24 protein-coding genes and 2 riboswitches are annotated in these 25956 nt (G+C 72.7%); of the genes, 13 read left to right on the forward strand and 11 right to left on the reverse strand.

All coding sequences use genetic code 11. From position 1 onward, the window contains the following. Nucleotides 1–3: 3 nt before the first annotated feature. The 3 genes from purL to cls all read left to right on the forward strand — a co-directional run bounded on the left by purL (nucleotide 4) and on the right by cls (nucleotide 4429). Entirely contained in the window at nucleotides 4–2301 is a 2298-nt protein-coding gene (gene purL / locus ACYVM4_RS14280) for a phosphoribosylformylglycinamidine synthase subunit PurL (protein WP_460668957.1), read from the forward strand. 84 nt (nucleotides 2302–2385) lie between these two features. Then, nucleotides 2386–2904: a GNAT family N-acetyltransferase gene (locus tag ACYVM4_RS14285; protein WP_368821008.1), complete on the forward strand. Its 519-nt coding sequence runs from the start codon at nucleotides 2386–2388 to the stop codon at nucleotides 2902–2904. Between the two features lie 31 nt (nucleotides 2905–2935). Next, nucleotides 2936–4429 (forward strand): cardiolipin synthase, encoded by a 1494-nt coding sequence (gene cls / locus ACYVM4_RS14290; protein WP_368821007.1) that lies wholly within the window; start codon nucleotides 2936–2938, stop codon nucleotides 4427–4429. A 16-nt stretch (nucleotides 4430–4445) separates the two neighbouring features. On the opposite strand, the gene ACYVM4_RS14295 is transcribed toward cls, so the two are convergent. The 4 genes from ACYVM4_RS14295 to ACYVM4_RS14310 all read right to left on the reverse strand — a co-directional run bounded on the left by ACYVM4_RS14295 (nucleotide 4446) and on the right by ACYVM4_RS14310 (nucleotide 7582). Then, on the reverse strand, nucleotides 4446–5303 hold the full coding sequence (locus ACYVM4_RS14295) for an anti-sigma factor (protein ID WP_460668958.1): 858 nt from the start codon (nucleotides 5301–5303) through the stop codon (nucleotides 4446–4448). Then, a complete protein-coding gene (locus tag ACYVM4_RS14300) occupies nucleotides 5287–5850 on the reverse strand; it encodes an RNA polymerase sigma factor (RefSeq protein ID WP_368821005.1) in 564 nt (187 codons plus the stop codon). Before ACYVM4_RS14300 ends, ACYVM4_RS14295 begins: the two co-directional genes overlap by 17 nt. Nucleotides 5851–5975: 125 nt before the next feature. Then, on the reverse strand, nucleotides 5976–6638 hold the full coding sequence (locus tag ACYVM4_RS14305; RefSeq protein ID WP_368821004.1) for a class F sortase: 663 nt from the start codon (nucleotides 6636–6638) through the stop codon (nucleotides 5976–5978). A gap of 125 nt (nucleotides 6639–6763) precedes the next feature. Continuing rightward, nucleotides 6764–7582 (reverse strand): DUF4397 domain-containing protein, encoded by an 819-nt coding sequence (locus tag ACYVM4_RS14310; RefSeq protein WP_460668959.1) that lies wholly within the window; start codon nucleotides 7580–7582, stop codon nucleotides 6764–6766. A 226-nt stretch (nucleotides 7583–7808) separates the two neighbouring features. Between ACYVM4_RS14310 and ACYVM4_RS14315 the strand changes: the two genes are divergently transcribed. Further along, complete coding sequence (locus ACYVM4_RS14315; protein WP_368821002.1) at nucleotides 7809–8555, forward strand: SDR family NAD(P)-dependent oxidoreductase; 747 nt, start codon at nucleotides 7809–7811, stop codon at nucleotides 8553–8555. A gap of 51 nt (nucleotides 8556–8606) precedes the next feature. Here the strand turns inward: ACYVM4_RS14315 and ACYVM4_RS14320 are convergent, their stop codons facing one another. Continuing rightward, entirely contained in the window at nucleotides 8607–8822 is a 216-nt protein-coding gene (locus ACYVM4_RS14320) for a hypothetical protein (protein WP_368821001.1), read from the reverse strand. Between the two features lie 160 nt (nucleotides 8823–8982). On the opposite strand from ACYVM4_RS14320, the gene ACYVM4_RS14325 reads away from it, so the two are divergent. Next, nucleotides 8983–10113, forward strand: coding sequence for a baeRF2 domain-containing protein (locus tag ACYVM4_RS14325; protein ID WP_368821000.1), 1131 nt, complete (start codon nucleotides 8983–8985; stop codon nucleotides 10111–10113). Nucleotides 10114–10234: 121 nt separating this feature from the next. On the opposite strand, the gene ACYVM4_RS14330 is transcribed toward ACYVM4_RS14325, so the two are convergent. From ACYVM4_RS14330 to ACYVM4_RS14340, 3 genes are all read right to left on the reverse strand, one after another. Continuing rightward, the gene (locus ACYVM4_RS14330; protein ID WP_368820999.1) at nucleotides 10235–11653 is read right to left on the reverse strand and encodes an LLM class flavin-dependent oxidoreductase; all 1419 of its coding nucleotides are present in this window, start codon (nucleotides 11651–11653) and stop codon (nucleotides 10235–10237) included. A gap of 77 nt (nucleotides 11654–11730) precedes the next feature. Further along, nucleotides 11731–11845, reverse strand: a riboswitch (SAM riboswitch). 108 nt (nucleotides 11846–11953) lie between these two features. After that, on the reverse strand, nucleotides 11954–12418 hold the full coding sequence (locus ACYVM4_RS14335; protein WP_460668960.1) for a CoA-binding protein: 465 nt from the start codon (nucleotides 12416–12418) through the stop codon (nucleotides 11954–11956). An 85-nt stretch (nucleotides 12419–12503) separates the two neighbouring features. Next, nucleotides 12504–13184 (reverse strand): maleylpyruvate isomerase N-terminal domain-containing protein, encoded by a 681-nt coding sequence (locus tag ACYVM4_RS14340; RefSeq protein ID WP_460668961.1) that lies wholly within the window; start codon nucleotides 13182–13184, stop codon nucleotides 12504–12506. A gap of 107 nt (nucleotides 13185–13291) precedes the next feature. Next, nucleotides 13292–13396: riboswitch (SAM riboswitch) on the forward strand. Nucleotides 13397–13401: 5 nt separating this feature from the next. Here ACYVM4_RS14340 and ACYVM4_RS14345 point away from each other — a divergent pair. The 6 genes from ACYVM4_RS14345 (at nucleotide 13402) to ACYVM4_RS14370 (ending at nucleotide 20216) form a co-directional block, all read left to right on the forward strand. After that, nucleotides 13402–14235, forward strand: coding sequence for an ABC transporter ATP-binding protein (locus tag ACYVM4_RS14345; protein ID WP_460668962.1), 834 nt, complete (start codon nucleotides 13402–13404; stop codon nucleotides 14233–14235). Nucleotides 14236–14324: 89 nt separating this feature from the next. Further along, nucleotides 14325–15368: an aliphatic sulfonate ABC transporter substrate-binding protein gene (locus tag ACYVM4_RS14350; RefSeq protein WP_460668963.1), complete on the forward strand. Its 1044-nt coding sequence runs from the start codon at nucleotides 14325–14327 to the stop codon at nucleotides 15366–15368. After that, on the forward strand, nucleotides 15365–16192 hold the full coding sequence (locus ACYVM4_RS14355; protein ID WP_368820994.1) for an ABC transporter permease: 828 nt from the start codon (nucleotides 15365–15367) through the stop codon (nucleotides 16190–16192). Before ACYVM4_RS14350 ends, ACYVM4_RS14355 begins: the two co-directional genes overlap by 4 nt. Before the next feature lie 206 nt (nucleotides 16193–16398). Continuing rightward, a complete protein-coding gene (locus ACYVM4_RS14360; RefSeq protein WP_460668964.1) occupies nucleotides 16399–18525 on the forward strand; it encodes an AMP-binding protein in 2127 nt (708 codons plus the stop codon). Between the two features lie 114 nt (nucleotides 18526–18639). Beyond that, nucleotides 18640–19398: a succinate dehydrogenase/fumarate reductase transmembrane subunit gene (locus ACYVM4_RS14365; protein WP_460668965.1), complete on the forward strand. Its 759-nt coding sequence runs from the start codon at nucleotides 18640–18642 to the stop codon at nucleotides 19396–19398. Nucleotides 19399–19493: 95 nt separating this feature from the next. Beyond that, nucleotides 19494–20216, forward strand: a complete 723-nt coding sequence (locus ACYVM4_RS14370) for a 2Fe-2S iron-sulfur cluster-binding protein (RefSeq protein WP_368820991.1) — start codon at nucleotides 19494–19496, stop codon at nucleotides 20214–20216. A 73-nt stretch (nucleotides 20217–20289) separates the two neighbouring features. On the opposite strand, the gene ACYVM4_RS14375 is transcribed toward ACYVM4_RS14370, so the two are convergent. Next, nucleotides 20290–21357: a tartrate dehydrogenase gene (locus tag ACYVM4_RS14375; protein ID WP_460668966.1), complete on the reverse strand. Its 1068-nt coding sequence runs from the start codon at nucleotides 21355–21357 to the stop codon at nucleotides 20290–20292. Nucleotides 21358–21690: 333 nt separating this feature from the next. Between ACYVM4_RS14375 and ACYVM4_RS14380 the strand changes: the two genes are divergently transcribed. Continuing rightward, nucleotides 21691–23109 (forward strand): O-acetylhomoserine aminocarboxypropyltransferase/cysteine synthase family protein, encoded by a 1419-nt coding sequence (locus ACYVM4_RS14380; RefSeq protein ID WP_460668967.1) that lies wholly within the window; start codon nucleotides 21691–21693, stop codon nucleotides 23107–23109. Then, the gene (locus ACYVM4_RS14385) at nucleotides 23106–23600 is read left to right on the forward strand and encodes a CoA-binding protein (RefSeq protein WP_368820988.1); all 495 of its coding nucleotides are present in this window, start codon (nucleotides 23106–23108) and stop codon (nucleotides 23598–23600) included. The genes ACYVM4_RS14380 and ACYVM4_RS14385 overlap by 4 nt, the downstream gene beginning before the upstream one ends. Nucleotides 23601–23693: 93 nt before the next feature. Here the strand turns inward: ACYVM4_RS14385 and ACYVM4_RS14390 are convergent, their stop codons facing one another. After that, the gene (locus ACYVM4_RS14390; protein WP_206064715.1) at nucleotides 23694–24215 is read right to left on the reverse strand and encodes an OsmC family protein; all 522 of its coding nucleotides are present in this window, start codon (nucleotides 24213–24215) and stop codon (nucleotides 23694–23696) included. A 100-nt stretch (nucleotides 24216–24315) separates the two neighbouring features. Beyond that, nucleotides 24316–25794 carry an alanine/glycine:cation symporter family protein gene (locus ACYVM4_RS14395; protein WP_460668968.1) on the reverse strand — a complete coding sequence of 493 codons (1479 nt, stop codon included), beginning with the start codon at nucleotides 25792–25794 and terminating at the stop codon, nucleotides 24316–24318. Nucleotides 25795–25956 lie beyond the last annotated feature (162 nt).

The raw sequence follows: 25956 nt of genomic DNA on the forward strand, positions 1-25956 counted from the left end.
TCCATGAGCGACAAGCACTTCAACCTGGACACCGTCGAGCACGCGACGGCCACCCCCGACACCGAGCTGCCCTGGGCCGAGCTGGGCCTCAAGGACAACGAGTTCGAGGAGATCAAGAAGATCCTCGGCCGCCGGCCCACCGCCGCGGAGCTCGCGATGTACTCGGTCATGTGGTCCGAGCACTGCTCCTACAAGTCCTCCAAGGTCCACCTGCGCCAGTTCGGCGAGAAGGTCACCGAGGAGATGAAGAAGGACCTGCTGGTCGGCATCGGCGAGAACGCCGGCGTCACCGACCTCGGGGACGGCTGGGCCGTGACCTTCAAGATCGAGTCCCACAACCACCCGTCCTACGTGGAGCCCTACCAGGGCGCCGCCACGGGCGTCGGCGGGATCGTGCGCGACATCATCTCGATGGGCGCCCGGCCCGTGGCCGTCATGGACCCGCTGCGCTTCGGGGCGATCGACCACCCGGACACCGCGCGCGTGGTCCACGGCGTGGTGGCGGGCGTCGGCGGCTACGGCAACTCGCTGGGCCTGCCGAACGTGGGCGGGGAGGTCGTCTTCGACTCCTGCTACCAGGGCAACCCGCTCGTGAACGCGCTGGCCGTGGGCGTGATGCGCCACGAGGACATCCGCCTGGCCAACGCCTCCGGCGTGGGCAACAAGGTGGTGCTGTTCGGCGCCCGCACCGGCGGCGACGGCATCGGGGGTGCCTCCGTGCTCGCCTCGGAGTCCTTCGACGACGCCAAGCCGTCCAAGCGGCCGGCCGTGCAGGTGGGCGACCCGTTCGCCGAGAAGGTGCTCATCGAGTGCTGCCTCGAGCTGTTCAAGGGCTCCCTCGTGGAGGGCATCCAGGACCTGGGGGCCGCGGGCATCTCGTGCGCCACCTCGGAGCTGGCCTCCAACGGCGAGGGCGGCATGCACGTGGACCTGACCCAGGTGCTCCTGCGCGACCCGACCCTGACCCCGGGCGAGATCCTCATGTCGGAGTCCCAGGAGCGCATGATGGCGGTCGTGACCCCCGAGAAGGTCGCCGCCTTCGAGGCCGTGATGGACAAGTGGGACGTCGAGCACTCCTGGATCGGCGAGGTCACCGGCACCGGCCGGCTCGTGATCGAGTGGGACGACGAGGTCATCGTCGACGTCGACCCCCGCACGGTCGCCCACGAGGGTCCCGTCTACGACCGGCCCTACACCCGTCCCGCGGACCAGGACCGGCTCCAGGCGGACCGCTTCACCGGCTCCCCGGCCGATGCCGGGCGGCCCTCCGGCGCGGAGCTGAAGACCGCCGTCCTCGAGCTCATGGCCTCCCCGAACCTGTGCGCCAAGGACTGGGTCACCGACCAGTACGACCGCTACGTGCAGGGCAACACCGCCATGGCCATGCCCGACGACGCCGGGGTGGTCCGCGTGGACGAGGAGACCGGCCTCGGCGTGGCGCTGTCCACCGACTGCAACGGCCGCTACGCCTACCTGGACCCGTACGCCGGGGCGCAGCTGGCCCTGGCAGAGGCCTACCGCAACGTCGCGACCTCCGGAGCCCGCCCCGCCGCCGTCTCCGACTGCCTGAACTTCGGCTCCCCCGAGGACCCGGAGACCATGTGGCAGTTCGCCGAGGCCGTGCGCGGGCTCGCCGACGGCTGCCAGCAGCTGGGGGTGCCCGTGACGGGCGGCAACGTGTCCCTCTACAACCAGACCGGCGGCGTGGCCATCCACCCGACGCCCGTGGTGGCGATGCTGGGCGTGCTCGACGACGTCCGGCGGCGCACGCCGTCGGGCTGGCGCGAGGACGGCCAGGCGATCTACCTACTCGGGACCACCCGGGACGAGCTGGACGGCTCCGAGTGGGCGAACCTGCGAGGGCACCTCGGCGGGCTCCCCCCGGCCGTGGACCTCGCCCAGGAGAAGCTGCTCGGCGACCTGCTGATCAACATGTCCCGCGACGGCATGATCGACGCCGCGCACGACGTCGCTGAGGGCGGGCTCGCGGCGACCCTCGCCGAGATGGCGCTGCGCTTCGACACCGGTGCCCGCATCGGGCTGGGCGAGGTGTGCGAGCGGGACGGCGTGGACCTGTTCACCATGCTCTTCTCCGAGACCCAGGGCAGGGCCGTGGTGGCCGTGCCGCGCAGCGAGGAAGTACGGTTCAAGGACATGTGCACCATGCGCGCCTATCCGCACACGCGGATCGGCGTGGTGGACACCGAGAACCGCGCGCTGGACGTGCAGAGCGAGTTCGGCATCGGCCTGGACGAGCTCCGCACGGTGCACGAGGGCACGCTGCCGAAGTACTTCGGCTGATCCGCCGGGGGCGGGGCCCCGCCGCCCCGCCCCCGGCCCCTCCACCCACCGTCGGCACCCGCGCCCGCAGAAAGCAGCACCAGCATGACCGAGGACCTCGAGGCCCAGCGCCCCGCACCCGTCCTGGAGACGGAACGACTCCTGCTCCGTCCCTTCACCGCCGAGGAGCTCGACGCCGTGGCGGCCGGCGAGCACGCGGCCCACTTCGCCCACGGCTTCCCGACCGCCGAGGACATGGACTTCGCCCGTGAGTCCCTCATGGCCGGGGGCTACTTCTTCACGGAGTCCGTGTACGCGCGGATGGCCATCGTGGAGAAGTCGACCGGGGAGATCGTCGGGACGGCCGGCTTCGTGGGCCCCCCGATCGACGACGAGCTCGAGATCGTGGGGTCCCTCGCCGCGGACCGCCGGAACCTGGGCTACGCGCAGGAGGGCATGACCGCGCTGCTCGGCGTCGCGTTCGCAGACCCCACGGTCACGGGGGTGCGTGCCAGCGTGCCCGGGGGCAACGCCCCGGCCGAGCAGGTGCTCGTCGCCGCCGGCTTCGTCCGCCGCGAGACCCCCGGCCCCGAGACCGACTACGTGCTGCCGCGCCCCGCGTAGAGCGCGCGGCCGCGGAACCTAGACTGGCGAGGTGATCCCGGCCCTGTTCCCCTTCAGCGGAATCCCCGCACACCTCCTCCCGGAGGCCGCGACGCTCGTGGTGCTGGTGCTCGGTCTCCTCATCAACTTCGTGGCCCTGGGCTGGATCCCCCACAACCGGCGGCCCTCCGTGGCCCTGGCCTGGCTGCTCGCGATCTTCCTGCTGCCGTACCTGGGGATCCTGCTGTTCCTGGCCATCGGCTCCGCCAAGCTCCCGAAGAAGCGGATGGCCATGCAGGCGAAGATGAACGACGTCATCCGCGAGAACACCCCGGACTTTCACATCATGGGCAACACGGACGAGCAGCTGCCCGAGTGGGTCAGCTCCACCGCGGCCCTGAACTACAAGCTCGGCGCCCTGCCCATGGTCGGCGGCAACTCCTTCGAGATCCTCACCGACAACCACGAGGCCATGCGGATCATGGCGGACGCGGTGGACCGGGCGCAGGACTACGTGCACTTCGAGTTCTACATCGTGGCCATCGACGACGCCTCGCGCCCCCTGCTGGAGTCCCTGGTGCGCGCCCACCGGCGGGGGGTGCGGGTGCGCGTGCTCATCGACCACCTCGGCTCCGTGGGCTACCCGGGGTACCGGGGGATGATCAAGCGCTTCGACGAGGCCGGGCTGCCGTGGCAGCGGATGCTGCCCGTCCGCCCGTGGAAGGGCGAGTGGCAGCGGCCCGACCTGCGCAACCACCGCAAGATCCTCGTGGTCGACGGGACCCTCGCCTGGACCGGTTCGCAGAACATCATCCACCGCTCCTACAACAAGCGCCGGAACCGCCGGAAGGGACTCGAGTGGAAGGACCTGATGCTCGAGTGCACCGGGCCCGTGGTCGCCGAGCTCAACGCCCTGTTCACCAGCGACTGGTACTCCGAGACGGGCGACCTCCTGCTCGACGAGGCCGCCCGCGACCTCCCGGACACCCAGGGACCGGTCTTCGCCCAGGTCGTGCCCTCGGGCCCCGGGTTCGAGACGGAGAACAACCTGCGCCTGTTCAACCACCTGATCTACAACGCCAATGAGCAGATCGTCATCGCCAGCCCGTACTTCGTCCCGGACGAGTCGTTGATGCACGCCCTGACCACCGAGGCGCAGTCCGGGGTGGACGTGCAGCTGTTCGTGGGCGAGACCTCGGACCACTTCCTGGCCTACCACGCCCAGAACTCCTACTACCAGGAGCTCGTCGAGGCCGGCGTGAAGATCTACCGGTACCGCGCCCCCACCGTGCTGCACGCCAAGTTCGTGCTCGTGGACGACTACGTCTCCGTGATCGGCTCCTCCAACATGGACGAGCGCTCGTTCGCCCTGGACCTCGAGGTCTCGGTGCTCATCGCGGACCGGGACTTCCGGCGGCGGATGGACGCGGTGGTCGCCGAGTTCCACGAGGCCAGCACCCTGCTCGACTTCGACGCGTGGAACCGGCGGCCGCTGTGGCACAAGTACGCCGACAACGTGGCACGGCTGACCTCGGCCCTGCTCTGAGCCGGTCGGCCCGCCCTCAGACCTCCAGGACGCCGCGCACGATCGAGTCCCCCGAGTGCGTCGGGTCGCCGTCGATCGGCTCGTCCGAGACGTCCACGACCGGGAACTCCCCGACGTCCAGGTTCTCGGGCAGCACGAACACGCCCTCGTCCCCGGCCATCACTCCGATGCTCACCATCCGCTGCGCGTCGGGGGCGAGCAGCCAGACCTCCTTGAACCCGTCCACGTCGGCGGGATCGGTCCGCACCACCAGCTGTCGGGACCCGTCCGGGCGCTCGTCCACCTCGGCCGAGCCGCGGGCGGTGTAGCCGGCCAGGGGCTCCAGCTCGGCGGTGGCCAGCACCGTGGGCTCCGGCTCCAGGCCCAGCCGCTGCGCGCCCCAGACCGAGACGCCGCCCACGATCAGCGCCGCGGCGGCCGCGGCGGCGGCCAGCGGATACGGCACCCCGCGCCGGGGCTTCCGCCGGCGGGCGTCGAGGTCGACGACGGTCGCCCCGCCGCGCCCTGCGCCGTCGTCGGCCGCAGCGCTGTCCGCGGGACCCGTGGCACGGCCGGCCGCGTCCTCGGCCGTGTCCTCGGTGGGATCCTCGGTGGAGTCGTCCGGAACGTGGCCGCGAGCGCCGTCGCCGGAGCCGGCGAGCGGGTCCGCGGCGACCTCGTCGGAGAGTCCCAGCTCGGCGTGGATCGCCGCCCAGACGCCGGGGCCGGGAGCCGTCACGGCGGGCGCCTCGGCACGGCCGGCGCGCACCACGCGCTGCAGGGACGCGAGCTCGGCCGCGCAGTCCGGGCAGGCGGCGACGTGCTCCCGGCTCCGGGGGTCTCCGGCCTCACCCAGAGCCAGGAGCGTCAGCGTCTCCTCACTCAGGTGTGCCATGAGCGTCTCCCAATCGTGTCCGTAGGTTCGTGAGGCCGCGCCTCAGGTGGCTCTTGACCGTGCCGAGGGGCAGGTCCAGGTGCTGTGCGATCTGCTGGTGCGTGAGCTCCTCGTAGAAGGCCAGCGCCATGATCGTCGACCGGGGCGGTCCGAGCCGCTCGACCTCCGCCCGCACCACGAGCCGGTCCACCAGCAGGTCCGACTCCTCGTGCCGCGGCTCCCGGTCGGTGCGCACGGCGTCCGCCTGGCGCCGCTCCGCCTCGCGGCCGGCTCTCCTCGCGGCGTCGGCGATGCAGTTGCGGGCGATGCCGATCAGCCAGGCGGGGGCCGAGGAGTGTTCGGGCCGGTAGCCGGACCGGTACTTCCACGCCCGGATGAAGACCTCCTGCACCACGTCGTCCGCCGCCGCGTCGTCGCGCAGGGCCCGGACGGCGAGACCCCGGATGACCCCGGCGCAGTGCCGGTACGCGGCACTCAGCGCCTGCTCGTCCCCCGCGGCGAACGCGGTGTCGAGCTCGGGTCCCCATTCCGGGGGCGGCGTCGGCATCGTGGAAGGGCTCCTCGTGGGCCAGAGGTCGTGGTGGCCGGCCGGGCGGTGCCCGGGCGTGCGAGTCGTGCCCAGCCTAGTGGACACCGGCCATGCGGTCATGCGCTCCTCGTCCCCTCTGCCGCTCAGGGCACCGGGACAGCCCTCAGCACCACGTTGTCCTCGTAGTCGCCGATCTCCTCGAGCCACTCCCCGCCGCACGTCACGAGGTGGAGCACCGGCTCGCCGGTCCGGCGGAACAGGTCCGCCTCCGCGAGGGACTTCTTGTGCACGTGCTGGACGGACTCGGTGCGGTAGCGCTGGACGCTGCCGTCCGCCCGCTCCACCCGGACCTCCGCCCCGACCGGCACGTCCTTCAGCCGCGCCATCGGCGTGACCTCGGTGAGGGTGTCGACGTGGCCGGCGACGACCGCGGCGCCCTCGCCCGCCCCGGGGGACGGACCGTACCGGTACCAGCCCAGCTCCACGTGGTTGTCCGGGATGGTCATGGCTCCGTTGTCCTCGACCCCCACCGGGACCACCGGCATGTCGATCGGGGAGCCGTCCACGACCACCCGCACCGGGGCGGGGATCTTCTCGGCGGGCGCCTGGGTGGCGGGAGCGACCGGGATCTCCGCGGGTGCCGCGGCGGACTGCGCCGGACCTCCCGCGGAGACCGGACGGTCGAGGCCGGCGAGTGCCGGCACCGCGTCCTCGCCCTGGTACGGTCCCGCCGCCAGGGAGTTCGCGGGCGGCGAGCCCCCGCTCTCCGGGAGAGCGGTGACGGCCGCTGCCGCGAGCAGGGACACCGAGGCGACCGCCCCGGCACCCGCCGCCGCCAGGCGACGACGACGGGTGCCGGGAACTGTCGGTCCGGGCGCACGGTGGGCCGCAGCCCGCCGCGCACCCGGACCGTGCCTGACAGGACTGCTCACTACCGGCGGTTCCCCACGAGCACCCGGCGGGCGCCGTACGCCGCGCCGATCAGCCCGAGCGCACCGGCGGCCGCGAGGCCGGCGGTCAGCATCGTGCGCTGCTCCTGGGCCGCGAGCCCGGACTGGCCGCCCGGCACGGCCTCGGGCGCCTGCTCCATGCCCTCCAGGGTCTGGACGGCGAGGGCCAGGTTCCCGGCCTCGAGGGAGCCCCACGCGTACACGATGTTGTGGGTGCCCTCCGCCAGCTCGAGATCGGCCGGGCCGATGACCGGCTCGGTGGTGCCCGCTGCGGCAACGGACGCCGAGACCGTGCCCGCGTCGACCGGGAGGGTCTCCTCGTTCGGGTTCTCCAGCCCGGTGATGATGGGCTGGTCGCCCGCGAGGACGTCCACGGCCGGGGCCGCGGCCACGTGCCGGACGGTCAGGTGCGACTTCCCGGCCTCGATCTCGGACATGTCGTTGGTGAACAGGGCGGCCGTGGGGCTGCCCGCGGCGTCGAGGTGGGCCGCGGCCGTGTAGCTCATCCCGGTCTGCAGGTCCGCGGTGACGGGCCCGATGATCGGCTCCGAGGCGTCGGCTGCGTCGGGGGCCGTGATGGCCAGGTCGTAGCTGCCGGCGGGCAGCTCCAGCGGGCCGGCCAGGGTGCCCGGCGCGAAGTCGTCGAGGGTGAGCTCCCCGTTGACGTAGACGTCCACGACGGTGTCGGGAACGCCGTGGAGCACGGACAGCCCGGCGTGCTCGGCGGCGAACGCCGGGCTCATGCTGAGGGCACCGGCACCGAGGCCGAGGACTGCTGCGGCGGAAAGGGTCTTGCGCATGGTAACTGCTCCTTGAACGGGCTCCCTGGCGGAAGCGGAATCGACCTTGCACCCGTACTACTGCCGCGGACCCCTCCGCGGATGCAGCAGGTCACATTTTTTCCGGGAAGTTTTTCCGGACCCGTTCCGCACCACAATGAAGAGGGCGGGGCCGCGGCCCGTGCGGTCCGCGGGAGCACCCGCCCGGGCATCCGATCCAGCACCTGTCGCATCCCCAGGAGGAACCGTGGACACCCACCGCTTCACCGGCAGGACCGCCGTCGTCACCGGGGCGGGCTCCGGCATCGGGCGCGCCACCGCGCTTCGGCTGGCCGGAGAAGGGGCCACCGTGGTGGTGGTCGACCTGTCGGCCCGCCGGCTGGAGGACCTGGTGGCGGGCGCGCCGCGCCTGCCGCTGTTCCCCGTGCTCGCGGACGTCACGGACGAGGACGCGGTGGGCCGGGTGCTGGCGGCGACCGAGGGCCGGCTCGACGTGCTGGTCAACAACGCCGGGGTCATGGACCGCTTCGAGTCCGTCGCCGAGGTCGACGACGCGACATGGGACCGGGTCTTCGCCGTCAACGTCGGCTCGGTCATGCGGCTGACCCGCGCGGCGATCCCGCTGCTGCGGGCGTCCGGACGGGGGGCGATCGTCAACGTGGCGTCCGAGGCCTCCCTGCGCGGCTCCGCCGCGGGGGCGGCCTACACCGCCTCCAAGCACGCGGTGGCCGGGCTGACGAAGAGCACCGCTCTCATGCACGCGGCGGACGGCATCCGCACCAACGCGGTCGCCCCCGGCGCCACGGCCACGGGCGTCGAGGCGCCCATGGGCTCGGACCTCTTTCCCGGCCGGATGGCGGGATTCATGCAGAACGTCCCCTACACGGCCACGGCCGAGCAGGTCGCCGCCGTCATCGTCTTCCTCGCGAGCGACGACGCCTCCAACGTCAACGGCGTGATCATGCCCTCGGACGGCGGCTGGTCCGCCGTGTAATCCGCCGTGTGACGCACCGCGGGGGGCCCGTGCCCCCGCGCGGTGCGCAGCTCACTCCTCGAGCGTGGAAGTCTCCTGCGGCTCGTCGAGGACGACCTCCTGGTCCTGCTCCACGAGGTCGTCGGGGTTCGCCTCGAGGGAGGACGCCTCCGAGCGGTCGGGCGCGTGCACCGGAGCCTCGTCGTCCTGCTCGTCCAGCTCCGGCCGATCGGCGTCGATCGACTGCTCGAGCCGGTCGGCCTCGTCGTACTCGGGTACGTCGCTCATGGCTGCCTCCTGCGTCGTGGGACCTGCGGGACCACCGGCCGTGGGACCGGTCGCGTGCCTCCGACCCTACTCGTCAGGTCGTCTGTTCCCAGCCCCCTGGTGGTCGGATAACGTGGTCTGCACCACAGGAAGCACCGCTCAACAGCAGGAGTTGTCGATCATGACGAGCCGATTCCACCGCTACGCCGAACTGTTCAAGAGCAAGGGCCCCTGGTGCACCGTCTACACGGACATCAGCACCGGCACCGTCGACTCGTTGCACGCCATCGACGTCCTTCCGGAGAACATCTGCCGAGAGCTGGAGCACCAGGGCGCGAGCAAGGCCGACCTCGCCGCGGTGGAGGCCGCCGTGCGTCCGGCCGAGGGCGTGCCGGACCCGGTGTGCCGGTACCTGCTGGTGCGCGACGGCACCGTGGAGATCGACGAGGTCCTCCCCGGCCCCCGGGCCGGGCGCGGCGTCATCCAGGTGGAGGACGTCCCCGACCTCACTCCCCTGTTCCGGCACCGCCCGGACGACTTCCCCTACGTGGTCGCCGAGGTGGGCCGGGACGGCGGCGAGATCCGCCTGCAGCACGCCAGCCGCGTCCGGGCCGGGGACGAGCAGCAGATCGAGGGCGAGACCGAGCACCTGAAGAAGTTCCCCGGGGGCGGCTGGTCGCAGGGACGCTGGCAGCGGCACACCGAGGACGTGTGGCGGCGCAACACCGAGCAGGTGGCCGAGCAGATCGACAAGGTCGTCGCCGAGAGCGGGGCGCAGCTCGTGGTCCTGGCCGGGGACCTGCGGGCCCGGGGCCTGGTCGAGGAGCAGCTGTCCAAGGCGACGCGGGCGATGCTGAGCGTCGTCGACGCCAACACCCGCGCGGAGGGCAGCAAGTCCGCCGACCTCGACCACCAGGTCGAGGAGCGCGTGGCGGAGGTCGTGGCCCACCGTCAGCAGGGTCTGCTCGAGCGGCTCGCCGAGCAGCAGGGGCGACCCGACCCCACCGCCGTCTCGGGGATGGAACCCGTCGTCTCGGCCCTGCAGCAGGCCCAGGCGGAGACGCTGCTGATCGACGACACCCACCTGGACACGGAGCAGGAGCTCATCGCCCTGGACGCCGAGCCGTGGATCGCCGTCCAGGAGTCGGAGGCCGTGGGCGCCGGCGTGCTCGGCCGGGTCTCCGCCGACGCGGCCCTGGTGCGCGCCGCGGTGCTGACCGACGGCCGCCCCGTCTTCGTGCCGCCGGGGGCGCTGCCCCACGGTACGGACGTGGCGGCCCTGCTGCGATGGAGCGCCGCACCGGCGTCCTGACCCGGAGCGCACGAGGGGCCCCCGGTGCGGGGGCCCCTCGTGCGCGTCGCGCCCGGTGGCCCCGGCGCGGGCACCTCGGTGACCCCGGGCGCCGACGGCGCCCGGGGTCACCGGGCGGGCGTCAGAGGACCAGGTCGCGGGCGGGGGTGTCCGCGGCGGACGGCCGGCCCGCGTAGGCACCCCGGTACGCGGCGGCGGGGTGGGTGTCGAGCACCTTGGTCCGGCCCGCGCCGTAGAGGTTCTCCCGGAGCGTGGTGCCCTCGTACCCGGTCCGGTAGCGGCCGCGCTTCTGCAGCTCCGGCACGACCCACTCCACGAAGTCCTCGAACGAGCCCGGGGACACGTGGTAGGCGAGGTTGATGCCGTCCAGCCCGCCGTCGTCGATCCACCGCTCGAGCTCGTCCGCCACGGTCTGCGGGGAGCCGACGATCGGCACGCCCATGCCGCCCATCGAGATGTGCTTCGCGACCTCCTTGACCGTCCACTTCTTGTGGGGGTCGGCCGTGGTGAAGGGGGTCAGGAAGGACTGGATCGAGTCGGTCTTGATGTACTCCAGGACGTCGTTCTCGTCGTACCGGCCCAGGTCCACGCCGGACCACCCGCCCACGAGGCCCAGCGCGCCGTCGGTGTCCGCGTACCGCTCGTAGTCGCGGCGCTTCTGCTCGGCCTTCGCGTCGGTCTCGTCGACGATCACGTGCAGCATCGCGAAGATCTTGAGGTCGTCCCGGTCCCGGCCCTGCGCCTGCGCCTCGTCGCGCAGCTTGTCGGTGACCACGCGGGTCAGGTCCGGGCGGATGCCGCCCACGAACACCGCCTCCGCGTGGCGGCCGGCGAACGCGCGCCCGCGGGACGAGGCCCCGGCCTGGAAGATCAGCGGCGTGCGCTGCGGGGACGGCTCGGTCAGCCCGATGCCCGGCACGTCGAAGTACTTGCCGTGGTGCTGGATGGGGTGGACGAGCGCCGGGTCGGCGAAGACCCCGTGGGCCCGGTCGCGCTTGACCGCGCCGTCCTCCCAGGAGCCCTCCCAGAGCTTGTAGCAGACCTCCATGAACTCCTCGGCGATCTCGTAGCGCTCGTCGTGGGAGATCTGCTCCGTCAGCCCGTGGTTCTCGGCGGCCGACTTCAGGTAGGACGTCACCACGTTGAAGCCCATCCGGCCCTTCGTCAGGTGGTCGAGGGTCGCGAACTTCCGGGCGAGCGGGTACGGCTGCTCGTAGGTGATCGCGCTGGTCACGCCGAAGCCGAGGTGCTTCGTCACGGCCGCCATCGCGGAGATCTGCATGAAGGGGTCGTTGACCGGGATCTGGGTGGCGTCCCGGATCACCGGGGCCGCGGAGTTCTGGTAGACGTCGTAGTACCCGACGACGTCCGCGAGGAACAGCGCGTCGAAGAAGCCCTTCTCCAGGATCTGGGCGACGTCCGTCCAGTACTCGATGGTGTTGTACTCGTCCGCCCGGGAGCGGGGGTGCTTCCACAGGCCGGGGGCCTGGTGGCCCACACAGGTCATGTCGAAGGCGTTCAGGGCGATGCGCTTGCTCATGGGTGTTCCTCCCGGGTCGATGCCGACCCGCGCCCGTGCGTCGTGGAGACCTGCCCGCGGGTCCGACGCACTGGTGGGCGCCGTACTTGCCGCGGAGCACGTGCACCGCGGCCCGATGTTCATCTGGGGCACCCCGCTACGGGAGAGGGTTGCCGCCCGACCAGCCAGAGCTTCGCGTCGGGACTCGTCATCGTCGTCGCAGGCCAGCTTAGCGGGTGGTCCCGGACCCGGCGCAACCCCTTGCGCAGCCCCCGCTGGACCGGGACGGTGCGGTTCGAGCGGGTGGACGGGGCGAGCAGCTCAGGCGGGCGGGGCGAGCCGCGGGGTCCGGTTCGGGTCCAGGGTCCAGCCGCGCTGGAGCAGGGAGCGGAGCTCGATCAGGGGGCAGGTGTCCATGACGACGTCGAGGCCGGCCCGCTCCGCCCGGGCGGCCGCGGCCTCGTCGACGACGCCCAGCTGCAGCCACACCGCCGCGGCGCCCGCGGCGATGGCCTGGTCCACGACCGCGCCGACGCGGCGGGAGTTGACGAAGCAGTCCACCACGTCGATCGGTCCCGGGACCTCGGCGAGCGTGCGGTGGCCGGGCTCGCCGTGCACCGGCTCGCCCTTCGGGTTCACCGGGATGATCGTCATGCCGAGGTCGTCCCGGATCTGCCGGGCGACCGAGTGCGCGGGACGGGCCGTGTTGCCGGTCAGTCCCACCACCGCCCACCGGCCGGGCCGGGTCATGAGGCGGTCGATGACGGCGGGGTCGTTGCGGCTCATGGCACCAGCCTGGCACGGGAGCCCCTCCACTGTCCCCTCCCGCGAGGTGGCACGTGCCGGCGGCCGGACGCGGGTGGGAGGTGGGTCAGGAGAAGAGCGGCAGGAGGTCCGCGTGCGCGCCCAGCTCCACGCGCTCCTGGGCGGTCAGCTCCGCCCGGCCGGTGCCCACGCGGGCGAAGTGCTCGTCGCTCCAGTGCTCGAGCGGTTCCCGCTCCCACAGGTCGGTGAGGACCCGGCGGACCTCGGCGAGCCCGTCCACGGCGGGGCCCGGGGAGCCGTCCAGGTGCTGGATGAGGTCCAGGTGGTGCACCGTGGCCTCCACCGCGAGCGTGCTCAGCAGGTCCTCGACGCGCAGCACGTGCCCCTGGGTGCGGACCGCGCCGCCGCCGCCGCAGTGCCCCGCCGCGTGCACGAGCGCCCGGACCGTCTCCCGGTGGAGCGCGCGCACCGGCTCCCAGTCCAGGACCATGGACGCGGCCACGCGGGCGTGACGCCGGCCCTCGGCGGCCCCGGCGGGGTGGCCGCCCCGGTCCGCCCACCAGGTCGCGGCGTCCCGGTCCGGGCGGGCGGTCGTGGGGGTGCGCAGGGCGACCAGCCCCCGCTGCGCGTCCATCGTGCAGTGGTGAGTGAGGTCCCGGACCGCCCACCCCGTGCACCCCGTGGCGGCCCAGGAGTCGTCGTCGCCGAGCCCGTCGAGGACCGCGCCGAACGCCGTGCAGGCGTCGCGCACCAGGTCCGCCCGGGCCGGGGTTCTGCGGCTCGTCATGGGTCCATGGTGGGGCACGGAGGGCCCCCGTGCCAGTGCTGTGTCGCGACGACCACGGGTGCGACGGATTTGCCAGGGAACACGCCGAGGACGTTCAATTGGTGACGTAACCATCCGGAGCGGCTGAGAGACCTGGCTCGTCGACGTCGCAGCAACCGGCACGGATCCGTCTGATCCTCCGTGCGAGGTGCTAATGCCAGGACCGATGGAGTTGATCATGAGCACTTCTCTGCTGAGCCCTGCGCCGTCCGCCGCGCCGGGCACCTCGAAGCGCGCGTTCTCCGTGGCGTTCGAGCACGTCGGCAAAGCCTTCCCGTCCGGTCGCGAGACGCACCACGTCCTGCAGGACATCGACGTCACGGCCCGGCCCGGCGAGGTGCTGGCGATCCTGGGGCCGTCGGGGTGCGGCAAGTCCACGCTCCTGCGGGCGGCGGCGGGGCTCGACACCGCCTCGGCGGGCCGGGTGCTCATCGACGGCACCCCCGTGTCCGGGATCGACCCGCGCTGCGCGGTCGCCTTCCAGGAGCCCCGTCTGCTGCCGTGGCGCTCCGTGCGCGAGAACGTCCGCCTGGGCCTGCCCCGCGGGCTCCCCCGGGACGAGGGGGACGCCGTGGTCGACGACCTGCTGCGCGTGGTCGGACTCACCGCGCACGCGGGTCACCGTCCCCGCGCGATCTCCGGCGGCATGGCCCAGCGCGCGTCGCTGGCCCGGGCCCTCGCCCGCACTCCCGGGGTCCTGCTGCTGGACGAGCCCTTCGGCGCGCTCGACGCCCTCACCCGCCTGAAGATGCAGGACCTCCTGCTCACGATCCACGCGGCCCGGCCCACCACCGTCCTGCTCGTCACCCATGACGTCGACGAGGCGCTGCAGCTCGCGGACCGGATCGTGGTCCTGGGCCGGACCGGGCCCACCGCTCCCGCCTCGATCAGCACGGTCCTCGCCGTCCCCGGCGAGCGACCCCGCGACCGCGCCTCCGAGGTCCTCGCCGAGCTGCGCGTGCAGCTCCTCGGCCACCTCGGCGTCGACACGCACCACCCCGCGACCCGCTGACGCGGCCCGCTCCCGCTCTCCTCCCCGGATTCCTCGCTGCGCCGGCCCGCGCCGCCCGGCACCGTCCACCCACCCCGAAAGGCTCCGCCATGCCTCTGCCCCAGCGCTCCGTCCGCACGATCCCCGCCCTCGCCGCCGTCCTGGCCCTCGGCCTGACCGGGTGCATGGCCGGTGAGGGCTCCGGCGAGGCGCCCGCCGAGGCCGCCGCGGACGGCACCGTCCGCGTGGACTGGGCCACCTACAACCCGCTCTCCGTGGTGATCAAGGAGAAGGGCTGGCTCGAGACCGCGTTCGCCGAGGAGGGCATCGAGGTGGAGTGGGTGCAGTCCGCCGGGTCGAACAAGGCCAACGAGGCGCTGCGGGCGGAGGCGGTGGACATCGGCTCCACCGCCGGCTCCGCGGCGCTGCTGGCCCGCAGCAACGGCACCCCGATCCAGGTGATCGACCTCTACTCGCAGCCGGAGTGGTCCGCACTGGTCACCACCGCCGGCAGCGAGGTGCAGGAGGTCGCGGACCTGGAGGGCCGCACCGTGGCCGCGACGAAGGGCACCGACCCGTACTTCTTCCTGCTCCAGGCCCTCGACGAGGCAGGGGTGGACGCCGGGGACGTCACGATCCAGAATCTGCAGCACGCGGACGGCCGCGCAGCGCTGGAGAACGGCCAGGTGGACGCCTGGTCCGGGCTCGACCCGATCATGGCCGCCGCGGAGGAGAACGGCGCGGAGCTGTTCTACCGCAACGTCGACTTCAACACCTACGGCTTCCTCAACGCCCACGAGAGCTTCCTCGAGGAGCAGCCTGAGGCCGCGCAGACCGTGGTGGACGTCTACGCCTACGCCCGGGAGTGGGCGCAGGAGAACCCCGAGGAGACCGCGCAGCTGCTGTCCGAGGCGGCCGGGATCGAGCCGTCCGTGGCCGGGAAGGTGCTCGAGCGCACCGATCTGGACATCGACCACGTGCCCGGCGACGAGCAGCTGGCGGTCCTCGAGAAGGTCGGGCCGATCTTCGTCGAGTCCGACGACGTGGCCGGTCAGGAGCAGATCGACGAGGCGCTCGGGAGCATCGTGGAGAGCTCCTACGCCGAGAACGCCGACGCCTCCCGCGCGGCCGAGCTGGTCGGGGGCCGGCAGTGACGCAGCCGCTGAGCCCCGCCGCGGAGGCGGAGCGCGTCGAGGACGCCCCCACCGCCGCGGCCGCCCCCCGTCGGCGGCCGCTGCTGCGCACCGTGCTGGGCCTGCTGCTGCCCGCGGCGCTGCTGGTGCTGTGGCACGTGCTGTCCGCCGCCGGGATCTTCAGCGCCGTGCAGCTGCCGGCCCCGCTCGCGGTGCTCGAGGCCGGGATCGGCCTGCTGGCCGGCGGGGACCTCTGGACCCACGTGGGCATCTCGACCCAGCGCGTGCTGATCGGCTTCCTGATCGGCGCGGGGCTCGGACTCGTGACCGGGTCCTTCATCGGCCTCTCCCGCTGGGGCTCCACGCTGGTGGGCCCCACGATCGGGGCGTTCCGCGCGGTGCCGTCCCTGGCGTGGGTGCCTCTGCTGCTGCTGTGGATCGGCCTCGGCGAGGACTCCAAGGTCACGCTGGTGGCCATCGGCGCGTTCTTCCCCGTCTACACCACCGTCTCCGCGGCCCTGCAGCACGTGGACCGCAACCTCATCGAGGCGGCGCGGGCCTTCGGGCTCCACGGGCTGCGCCTGCTCACCACGGTGCAGCTGCCGGCCGTCATGCCGTCGGTGATCTCGGGGCTGCGCCTAGCCCTGGCCCAGGCGTGGCTGTTCCTCGTGGCCGCCGAGCTGCTGGGGGCGTCCATGGGACTGGGCTGGCTGCTCACCGATTCGCAGAACAACGGACGCACCGACCGCCTGCTGCTGGCGATCGTCCTGCTGGCAGTGCTCGGCAAGGCCTCGGACGCGCTGCTGGGCGTGTTCGAGAAGTGGGCCGTCAAGAAATGGGCCTGACACGTGCGCCTGGCACAGTGGACCCGTCCGTGCGAGCAGGAACCGTGGGAGCAGGAACCGTGCGGACGGTAGCCGTGGGAGCAGGAACCGTGCGGACGGCAGCCGTGCGAGCACGGACCGCAGGGACAGATCTCGCGCAGACTGGAACCGAGCAGGCCGGAACCGGGCAGGCCTGGTCTGTGCCGGCAGGAAAGGACCGCAGCACCGTGAGCCAGAGCTGGAGCAACCCCTCCTCCCCCACCCCCAATCCCGCGCTCGTCTCCGACGAGGCCCGGATCGCGTTCTGGGAGGACCAGGCGTCCCGGCTGGACTGGGCCGAGCCGTGGACGACGGCCCACCGCTTCGAGGCCCCGCAGCGGATCGGCACGGACGAGGACGGCAGCCCCACCTGGTCGGTCCCGGAGATCGCGTGGTTCGAGGGCGGGAAGCTCAACGTGGCCCACAACTGCGTGGACCGCCACGTCGAGGCCGGCCGCGGCGCGCACGTGGCCCTGTACTTCGAGGGCGAGCCCGGGGACCGGCTGGTCTACACCTACGCCGACCTGCAGCGGGAGGTCTCCCGCGCCGCCAACGCCCTGCTCGCCCTGGGCGTGGAGCAGGGCGACCGGGTGGTGATCTACCTCCCCGTCATCCCGGAGACCGTCATCATCACGCTGGCCTGCGCCCGCATCGGCGCGGTGCACTCGCTGGTCTTCGGCGGGTTCTCCGCCGAGGCGCTGCGATTCCGTGTCGAGGACACCGGCGCCAAGGTCCTCGTGACCACGGACGGGCAGCACCGGCGCGGGGCCGTGGTGCCCGTCAAGGCCGTCGCCGACCAGGCCTGCGGCGGCGACAACGCGATCGAGCACGTCGTCGTCGTGCGCCGCACCTCCCGGCCGGGCCGCACGGACCTGCCGCGCGGCACCCGGGGCACGCACTCCAAGGAAGAGGACGCCGTCCCGTGGACGCGCGGGCGGGACGTGTGGTGGCACGAGCTGGTCGCCGAGCAGTCCGACGTGCACGTGCCCGAGGCGTTCGACGCCGAGACGCCGCTGTTCATCATCTACACGTCGGGGACCACCGGGCGCCCCAAGGGCCTGGTGCACACGATGGGCGGCTACCTCGTGCAGACCGCCTACACCCACGCGCTGCTGTTCGACCTGCTGCCCGACGTCGAGGACGAGGACGGCGTGCTGCGCCCGGACGAGCTGGCCACGGTCAACGACCCCGCCAAGGTGGACTCGACCGTGCACTGGTGCACCGCCGACCTCGCCTGGGTCACCGCGCACACCTACGAGATCTACGGGCCCCTGGTCAACGGCGTGTCCGAGGTGATCTACGAGGGCACCCCGAACACCCCGCACTGGGGCCGCCACTTCGAGGTCGTCGAGCGCTACGGCGTCACCACCTACTACACCGCGCCCACGCTGGTGCGCTCCCTGATGGGCGCGTTCCCGAGGGGCGTCCCACCGCTCTACAACCTCAACTCGATCCGGCTGCTCGGCTCCGTGGGCGAGTCGATCAACCCCGAGGCCTGGAGGTGGCTGCGCGCGCAGCTGGGCCGGGACGAGGTGCCGTTCGTGGACACGTGGTGGCAGTCAGAGACCGGCGCCACCGTGATGTCCCCCCGCCCGCACGACCCCCAGTTCGCGCCCCCGGGGACGTTCGACGACGGAGCGCCGCGCACCGCGCTCAAGCCCGGCTGCGCGACCCGTGCGGTGCCGGGGATCTCCACCCGCGTGGTCGACGAGGCCGGGGAGACGGTCCCGCCCGGGGTGCAGGGCTTCGTGGTGGTGGACCGGACGGGCCCGTCGATGGCCCGCACCGTGTGGGGCGACCCGCAGCGCTACCTGTCCTCCTACTGGGAGGCCTACGCGGAGCAGGGCTGGTTCCTCGCCGGGGACGGCGCCCGCTACGACGAGGAGGGGGACATCTACATCCTCGGGCGGGTCGACGACGTCATCAACGTCTCCGGGCACCGGCTGTCCACCATCGAGATCGAGTCGGCGCTCGTCACCCACCCGTGGGTGCTCGAGGCCGGTGCCGCGCCGGTGCGCGACGAGCTGACCGGGCACGCGGTGCTCGCCTGCGTGGTGCTGACCCCCGAGGGCGCACGGGTCCCGGCGGACGAGCTGACCGCGGCGCTGCGCGAGCACGTGGCGCACCAGATCGGCCCGATCGCCAAGCCGCGGGCGGTCGTGGCGGTCCCGGACCTGCCGAAGACCCGCTCCGGGAAGATCACCCGGCGCCTGCTCGCGCAGCTGTGGGAGGGCGCCCCGCTGGGCGACCGGTCCTCGCTGCAGAACGAGGAGGCGCTCGAGCGCATCGCCGGAGTCCTGGCCGCGCGGCGGTAGGACCCCGCCGCGCGGAGGCGGGACGCGACTCCTCGACGCCGCCGCGTGACGGCCCACGACCCCCTCCGCAAGGACGTTGAGACTTGTGACGTCCCAGCCCGCCCCGCCCCTAGGATGAATGCCGTGAACGACTCCCCCCGCCCCGCAGTCGCTGCCGGCTCCACGCCGGACGAGCTCCTGCCCGCCGTGCCGAACACCGATCTCAAGCTCGCGATGGCCGCCTCCGGCGCCCTGTTCTCGGGCTACGTGCTGGTGCACATGCTGGGAAACCTGAAGATCTACCAGGGCGAGGAGAAGTTCAACGCCTACGCCGAGTTCCTCCGCACGGCCGGCGCCCCCGTGCTGCCGCGCGGCACGGTGCTCTGGGCGGCCCGCGGCGTGCTCACCGCCGGTCTCGTCGTGCACGCGGGCGGCGCAGCGGTGCTCACGGCGCGGTCCTGGGCGGCGAACGGGACGCTGCTGCCGCGCACCGGCCGGCGCCCCCCGGGCCGCGGCCGCTCCCCGTGGGCGGTGGCGAAGCGCTCGATGCGCAGCACGGGCGGGGTGCTCGGGCTGTTCACGGCCTTCCACGTCCTCGACCTGACCCTGGGCGCCCGGCCCGCCGCCGCCCGTGGCTTCGAGCGCGGCAGCGCCCACGCCAACCTCGTGGCCAGCCTCTCCCGTCCGCCGGTGGCCGCCGCCTACGCGTTGTCCATGGCGGCGCTGGCCGCCCACCTGGTGCACGGCATCCCGGAGATCGCCAACGACGTCGGCGTGGGCGGCGGCCGGCAGTTCCAGCGGCGGCTGCGGATCGCCGCGAACGCCTTCGGCGCCGCCGTGGCCGCCGGCAACACCACGATCCCGGTGGCCGTCCTGACCCGCGTGGTGCGCTGAGCCCCGTGACCGCCCCTCCCCCTCTGCGGGACGACCTTCTGGGGGACGCCCTCCCGCGGGACGACCCTTCTTCGAGACGACAAGGACCCGAGCGAGTGAGCACCTTCTCCCTGACCGTGGACGTGTGGCGCCAGCCCTCCCCGGAGGACCCCGGGGGCTTCACGGCCTACGACGTCCCGGACGCGAGCCCGGACATGACCGTGCTCGAGCTGCTCGACCGGATCAACGCGCAGCTGGGGGCCGCCGGCGAGGACCCGGTGGTCTTCGACGACGGCTGCCGCGAGGGGGTCTGCGGCAAGTGCGGGGTGACGGTCGACGGCGTGGCGCACGGACCCGAGCGCAACGCCGCGAGCTGCATGCAGCACCTGGGGGCCTACCGGGACGGGGACCGCGTGCGCATCGAGCCCCTGCGGGCGGCGTCCTTCCCGGTCAAGCAGGACCTCTCCGTGGACAAGAAGGCGCTGCGCCTGGTGGCGAAGGCGGGCAAGTTCCCGGTGGCGATGAAGGCCCTGGCCAACGGCGGCTGCATCAGCTGCGGGGCGTGCGTGGCGTCCTGTCCCAACGGGTCCGGCCAGCTGTTCGTGGGCACGATGCTGCGGGAGCTGCCGCCGCTGGCCAAGGACGACGCCGAGCGCCGGGAGCGTTCCGCCAAGGTGATCGACGCGTCCGAGGAGCAGTTCGGGCCCTGCTCCCTGCTCGGCGACTGCGTGGAGGTCTGCCCGGCCGGACTGCCGATCGAGAACCTCTCCGCGGTGGCGCGCGAGAACCTGCGCAACCGCTTCCCGCGCCGGAGTGGGGGCACACCGGCAGCGGGGTGACTCCGGCCGGTCCCCGTCCCGGTCGCGGGGGCCCGTGGCGTCCACGGGCCCCCGCTGCGCGCCACCGGCCCCGTCACGGGGCGGCGGTGCACCGGGCCAGCACGGCCTGCGTGAACTGCTCGGTGGTCGCCGTCCCGCCGAGGTCGCCGGTGCGGGTGCCGTCGGCGAGGGCCTGCTCGAAGGCGGACTCGAGGTGCCGGGCCGCCCCGGTCTCCCCGAGGTGGTCGAGCATCATGGCGGCCGCCCACATCGTGCCCACGGGGTTGGCGATGCCCTGTCCCGCGATGTCGGGGGCGGAGCCGTGCACCGGCTCGAACATGGACGGGTGGTCCTTCTCCGGGTTCAGGTTCGCGCTGGGGGCCACACCGATCGAACCGGCGGCCCCGGCGGCGAGGTCGGAGAGGATGTCGCCGAAGAGGTTGGAGGCGACGATCACGTCGAGGCTCTGCGGCTTGAGGACCATCCGGGCGGCCAGGGCGTCGATGAGGACCTTCTCGACCGTCACGCCCGGGTGCTCGGCGACCGTGGCCTCCACGACCTCGTCCCAGAACGGCATGGTGTGGATGATGCCGTTGGACTTCGTGGCCGAGACCAGCCGGCCCGAGCGGCGCTGGGCCAGCTCGGCGGCGTAGCGGGCGATCCGGGTGACGCCGGTGCGGGTGAACACGGACTCCTGGACCGCCATCTCCTCGGGCCGGCCGCGGTAGAGCCGGCCACCGACCTCGGAGTACTCGCCCTCGATGTTCTCGCGGACGACGACGAGGTCCAGCTCGTCAAGCCCGCGCAGGGGGGAGGTGACGCCGGGCAGGATCCGGATCGGCCGGAGGTTGACGTACTGGTGGAACTCACGTCGGATCGGGATCAGCAGGCCCCACAGGGTCACGTCGTCGGGGATGTCCGGGGCGCCCACCGCCCCGAGCAGGACGCCGTCACCGGAGGCGAGCTGCTCGATGCCGTCGACGGGCATCATCCGGGAGTGGGCCCGGTAGTGGTCGGACCCCCAGCTTCGCTCCCGCCAGTCCACGGCGAAGCCGTGCGCCTGCGCCAGCGCGTCGACGCAGCGCAGCGCGGACGGCATGACCTCCTGGCCGATGCCGTCGCCGGCGATCACGTCGATCGTGTAGTGCCGTTCCTTCGTCACCAGGTCCTCCGCAGCGTCGTGGGCGCGGGGAAGGCGGGCGCCTTCCGCGCATGGCGCCGAGCATAGCGGCCGGGCCGCCCGCCCGTCGTCGGCGCACCACCGGCCCGTGGGCCCCGGTTGGCACGGGGCGACCCGGGGCAGCACAATGGGGGCAGCCATCCCGAGCGGCCGAGAGACCTGGATCGACGACGCCGCAGCAACCGTGGTCGACGTCGCAGACCGTACGGTGCTACCGCCAGGACCGATGGAGCACCACGCCCCCGGCACCCCCGCCGGGGCTCTCCTGACGCCCGGGACCGTCCAGCGGCACCACTCGTACGAGGAGTTCTTCCCATGGCCGACCACCAGTTCGGGTTCCGCACCCGCGCCCTGCACGCCGGGGGCACCCCCGACGCCGAGCACGGCGCCCGCGCGGTCCCGATCTACCAGACCACCTCGTTCGTCTTCAAGGACGCCGACGACGCCGCCAACCTGTTCGCCCTGCAGAAGTACGGCAACATCTACTCCCGCATCGGCAACCCGACCGTCGCGGCGTTCGAGGAGCGCATCGCGTCCCTCGAGGGCGGCATCGGCGCCGTGGCCACCGCCTCCGGCATGTCCGCCGAGTTCCTCGTGTTCGCCGCGCTCGCCCAGGCCGGGGACCACATCGTGGCCTCCGCCCAGCTCTACGGGGGGACGGTCACCCAGCTGGACGTCACCCTCCGCCGCTTCGGGATCGAGACCACGTTCGTCCCCGGCACCGACCCCGCCGACTACCGGGCGGCGGTGCGCCCGGGCACCAAGGCCGTCTACACGGAGGTCGTGGCCAATCCCTCCGGCGACGTCGCGGACCTGGAGGGCCTGGCTGCGGTCGCGCACGAGGCCGGCGTGCCGCTGGTCGTCGACTCGACCATGACCCCGCCGTACCTGATCCGCCCGATCGAGCACGGGGCGGACATCGTCATCCACTCGGCCACCAAGTTCCTGGGCGGGCACGGCACCACGCTGGGCGGCGTCGTCGTCGAGTCCGGCCGTTTCGACTGGGCGAACGGCAACTTCCCGTCCATGACGGAGCCGGTGCCGACGTACAACGACGTCACCTGGTGGGGGAACTTCGGGGAGTACGGGTTCCTGACCCGGCTGCGCACCGAGCAGCTGCGGGACATCGGCCCTGCCCTGGCGCCCCAGTCCGCCTGGAACCTGCTCCAGGGCGTGGAGACGCTGCCGCAGCGGATGGACGCCCACCTGGCCAACGCGCAGGCCGTCGCGCGGTGGCTCGAGGAGGACCCGCGCGTCTCCTACGTCAACTACGCCGGGCTGCCGAGCCACCCCCACCACGAGCGGGCCCGGAAGTACCTGCCCCTCGGCCCGGGCGCCGTGTTCGCGTTCGGGGTCTCCCCCACGGAGCGGCTCGGGGGGCGGGAGGTCGGCGCCCGCTTCATCGAGAACCTGCAGCTGGCCAGCCACCTCGCCAACATCGGCGACGCGCGCACCCTCGTCCTGCACCCGGCGTCGACCACCCACCAGCAGCTGAGCGCCGAGCAGCTGCTCCAGGCCGGGGTGCGCGAGGACCTCATCCGCCTGTCGGTGGGCCTTGAGGACGTCGAGGACATCCTCTGGGACCTGGACCAGGCCCTCTCCGCCGCCACCGGCCTGCCCCGGGAGACCCCCGGCCTCGCGGCCGGCGCCCCGGCCGGCGGCACCGCCGACGTCATCTCCGACGTCGCGACCGACGTCGCCGCCGGCGTCACGACCGAAGGAGCGCTCCGATGACCGCCGAGACCCGCACGTGGACGGGGCCGAGCGCGCCCGAGCGGCTGAGCATCCTGCACGGCACCGAGTCGATCGCCATCGTGGGAGCGTCCGACAAGCCGTCCCGTGCCTCCTACTTCGTCTCGACCTACCTGCTGTCCTCCTCGCCGTACCGGGTGTACTTCGTCAACCCCGTGCTGCAGGAGATCATGGGCCGGCCCGTCTATCCGTCCCTCGCGGAGCTGCCGGAGACGCCCGACCTCGTCGACGCGTTCCGGCGCCACGACGACCTCCCCGGCGTGGCCCGCGACGCCGTGGCCGTCGGGGCGAAGACCCTGTGGCTGCAGCTGGGCTCCTGGCACGAGGAGGCCGCCCGGATCGCCGAGGAGGGCGGGCTCAGCGTGGTCATGGACCGCTGCGTGAAGATCGAGCACGCCCGCTTCCACGGCGGGCTCCACCTGGCCGGCTTCAACACCGGGGTCGTCTCGGCGAAGCGGCAGGTCCTGTCCTGAGTGGACCTGTCCCGGGACGTCCTGTCCCGGGACGCGGAACGGCCCCGGAAGCCTGGAGCTTCCGGGGCCGTTCCCGTCACGCGGAGCCGGTCGCTACACGCGCTCGAGGACGAACGTCACGTCGGCCTTCAGGCTCTGGCTGACCACGCAGTACCGCTCCGTGGCACGCGCGAGGCGCTCCAGGGCGGTGTCGTCGAGGTCCGCGTCCACCCGGGCGGTGACCACGACGTCCTGGACCCCGACCGGCACGGAACGGTCGACGCCCAGGGTGCCGCGGGCGTCAAACATGCCGTCGGCGGTCAGCTCGGCCGAGCGCACCTCCACGCCCATGGCGGTGGCGACGCTGCGCAGCGTCACCCCGGCGCAGGCCAGAAGCGCGTCGAGGAGCATGTCCCCGGAGCAGGCGTCGCTGCCGTCACCGCCGGTGGCGGCGTGCGGGCCGCCGCGCACGGGGCCCGCCCAGGTGTCCACCGTGCAGGTCAGGCCGGGGTCGCGGAAGTCCCCGTGGGAGTGCAGGGGTGTGCGGGCCGCCTCCGGCTCCGCCCGGTAGCGGTCCTTGAGCGGCGCCTGGAGCTGTCGGAGTTCCGCGGCGGTCATCTGGGTTCGAGATTCCATGCTGTCACTGTAGAGCGTCCGGCGCGGATGGCACCATGCGGGGCGCCCGCGCCGGACGGTCTGAGAGGATCGGCTCAGCGGCTCGACTCAGCGGCTCGGGTCAGCGGACGCGCTCGGCCGCCAGGTCGTCCCAGTAGGCGCGGGTGGTCACCACGTCGGTGCCGTCCCACGCCCCGAGCCCGGACAGCCCGGGGACGTCGCCGCTGTGGAACACCGGCTCCAGCCCCTGCTTGCGCTGGGCCTCGTAGTTTTTGAGCACACGCACGGCCACCCCGGCCAGCAGCACCAGGGCCACGAGGTTGATCGTGGCCATGAAGGCCATGAACAGGTCGGCGAGGGACCAGACGAGGTCCAGCGCGAGCACGGCACCGGCGAAGACGAACACCAGCACGAGCACGCGGTAGGCGGTCATCGCCGCGGGCGAGCCCGTGAGGAAGCGGATGTTGGACTCACCGTAGTAGTAGTTGCCGATCACCGAGGTGAACGCGAAGAGGAAGATCGCCACGGTCAGGAAGTGCACCGCCCAGTTGCCCAGCTGAAGGGCGAGCGCGGACTGGGTGAGGGACGCGCCCTCCCGGCCGCCGAACTCGGGGTTCGAGAGCAGGACGATGAACGCGGTGATCGAGCAGATGATCCAGGTGTCGAAGTACACGCCCAGCGCCTGGACGAAGCCCTGCTTGGCCGGGTGCGAGATCGAGGCCGTCGCGCCGGCGTTGGGAGCCGATCCCATGCCGGCCTCGTTGGAGAACAGACCGCGCTTCATGCCCTGGATGATGACGCCGATCAGCCCGCCGGTGACGAACTCGCGGATGCCGAAGGCCCCCTGGAGGATCTGGCCGAGCACGGCCGGGACCTCGCCGATGTTCAGGATCACCACGAGCAGGCCGAGGAACACGTAGAGCACCGCCATGACCGGGACGACGATCTCGGAGACCGCGGAGATGCGGCGGATGCCGCCGAAGATGATCGCGGCGGTGAGCCCGACCAGCACGGCGCCGACGAGGATGCGGAACCAGAGGGTGTCCGCGGCGGTGATGTCGATGCCGAAGGACCCGCCCAGGGCATCGACGATGGAGTTGGACTGCACGGAGTTGAACACGAAGCCGTAGGTGAGGGTGATGACGACCGCGAACAGCATCCCCATCCACCGCGCGCCGATGCCGCGCTCCATGTAGAAGGCGGGTCCGCCCACGTAGCCGGCGGGGGCCTTGATCTTGTAGAGCTGGCCGAGCAGGGACTCCACGAAGGCGCTGGCCGCGCCGATGCCGGCGATCACCCACATCCAGAAGACGGCGCCGGGGCCGCCGAGGCTGATCGCGATGGCCACGCCGGCGATGTTGCCGGTGCCGACCCGGGCCGCGGCCGAGACCGTGAACGCACGGAAGGAGGAGATGCCCTTCTTGCCGTCCTCGGCCATGCCGGGCTTGTCGGTCAGCACCCGGAACATCTCCGGGAGCGCCCGGAACTGCACCGCTCCGGTGCGGACGGTCAGGTAGAGGCCCACCCCGACGAGGATGGCGAACACCACGTACCACACCCAGGTTCCGAGGGTGCCCACGAACTCGGTCAAGAGATCCATTCCAACTCCGAACTGTGACGGACGCGACCCCGGACGTGGGTCTGCGGGGGCCGCGTGAACGACAGGAGCGACCTGTTGGGCGCGCCACCGGCACACTCTAGTGGAAGTGACCGGCGTCTCGACCCCCGCCCCGTGCGCCGAGGTTGCGGCTGACGGCTACCG

Source organism: Kocuria himachalensis (genome assembly GCF_054784195.1).

Excerpts from the sequence above, each read along its gene's own strand:
- ACYVM4_RS14330 (WP_368820999.1), bottom strand. The coding sequence starts at position 11,653 with ATGAGCAAGCGCATCGCCCTGAACGCCTTCGACATGACCTGTGTGGGC.
- ACYVM4_RS14325 (WP_368821000.1), top strand. The coding sequence starts at position 8,983 with ATGACGAGCCGATTCCACCGCTACGCCGAACTGTTCAAGAGCAAGGGC.
- ACYVM4_RS14390 (WP_206064715.1), bottom strand. The coding sequence starts at position 24,215 with ATGGAATCTCGAACCCAGATGACCGCCGCGGAACTCCGACAGCTCCAG.
- ACYVM4_RS14380 (WP_460668967.1), top strand. The coding sequence starts at position 21,691 with ATGGCCGACCACCAGTTCGGGTTCCGCACCCGCGCCCTGCACGCCGGG.
- ACYVM4_RS14365 (WP_460668965.1), top strand. The coding sequence starts at position 18,640 with ATGAATGCCGTGAACGACTCCCCCCGCCCCGCAGTCGCTGCCGGCTCC.
- ACYVM4_RS14335 (WP_460668960.1), bottom strand. The coding sequence starts at position 12,418 with ATGAGCCGCAACGACCCCGCCGTCATCGACCGCCTCATGACCCGGCCC.
- ACYVM4_RS14300 (WP_368821005.1), bottom strand. The coding sequence starts at position 5,850 with ATGCCGACGCCGCCCCCGGAATGGGGACCCGAGCTCGACACCGCGTTC.
- ACYVM4_RS14310 (WP_460668959.1), bottom strand. The coding sequence starts at position 7,582 with ATGCGCAAGACCCTTTCCGCCGCAGCAGTCCTCGGCCTCGGTGCCGGT.
- ACYVM4_RS14340 (WP_460668961.1), bottom strand. The coding sequence starts at position 13,184 with ATGACGAGCCGCAGAACCCCGGCCCGGGCGGACCTGGTGCGCGACGCC.
- purL (WP_460668957.1), top strand. The coding sequence starts at position 4 with ATGAGCGACAAGCACTTCAACCTGGACACCGTCGAGCACGCGACGGCC.
- ACYVM4_RS14350 (WP_460668963.1), top strand. The coding sequence starts at position 14,325 with ATGCCTCTGCCCCAGCGCTCCGTCCGCACGATCCCCGCCCTCGCCGCC.
- ACYVM4_RS14295 (WP_460668958.1), bottom strand. The coding sequence starts at position 5,303 with ATGGCACACCTGAGTGAGGAGACGCTGACGCTCCTGGCTCTGGGTGAG.
- ACYVM4_RS14385 (WP_368820988.1), top strand. The coding sequence starts at position 23,106 with ATGACCGCCGAGACCCGCACGTGGACGGGGCCGAGCGCGCCCGAGCGG.
- ACYVM4_RS14320 (WP_368821001.1), bottom strand. The coding sequence starts at position 8,822 with ATGAGCGACGTACCCGAGTACGACGAGGCCGACCGGCTCGAGCAGTCG.
- ACYVM4_RS14285 (WP_368821008.1), top strand. The coding sequence starts at position 2,386 with ATGACCGAGGACCTCGAGGCCCAGCGCCCCGCACCCGTCCTGGAGACG.
- ACYVM4_RS14395 (WP_460668968.1), bottom strand. The coding sequence starts at position 25,794 with ATGGATCTCTTGACCGAGTTCGTGGGCACCCTCGGAACCTGGGTGTGG.
- ACYVM4_RS14345 (WP_460668962.1), top strand. The coding sequence starts at position 13,402 with ATGAGCACTTCTCTGCTGAGCCCTGCGCCGTCCGCCGCGCCGGGCACC.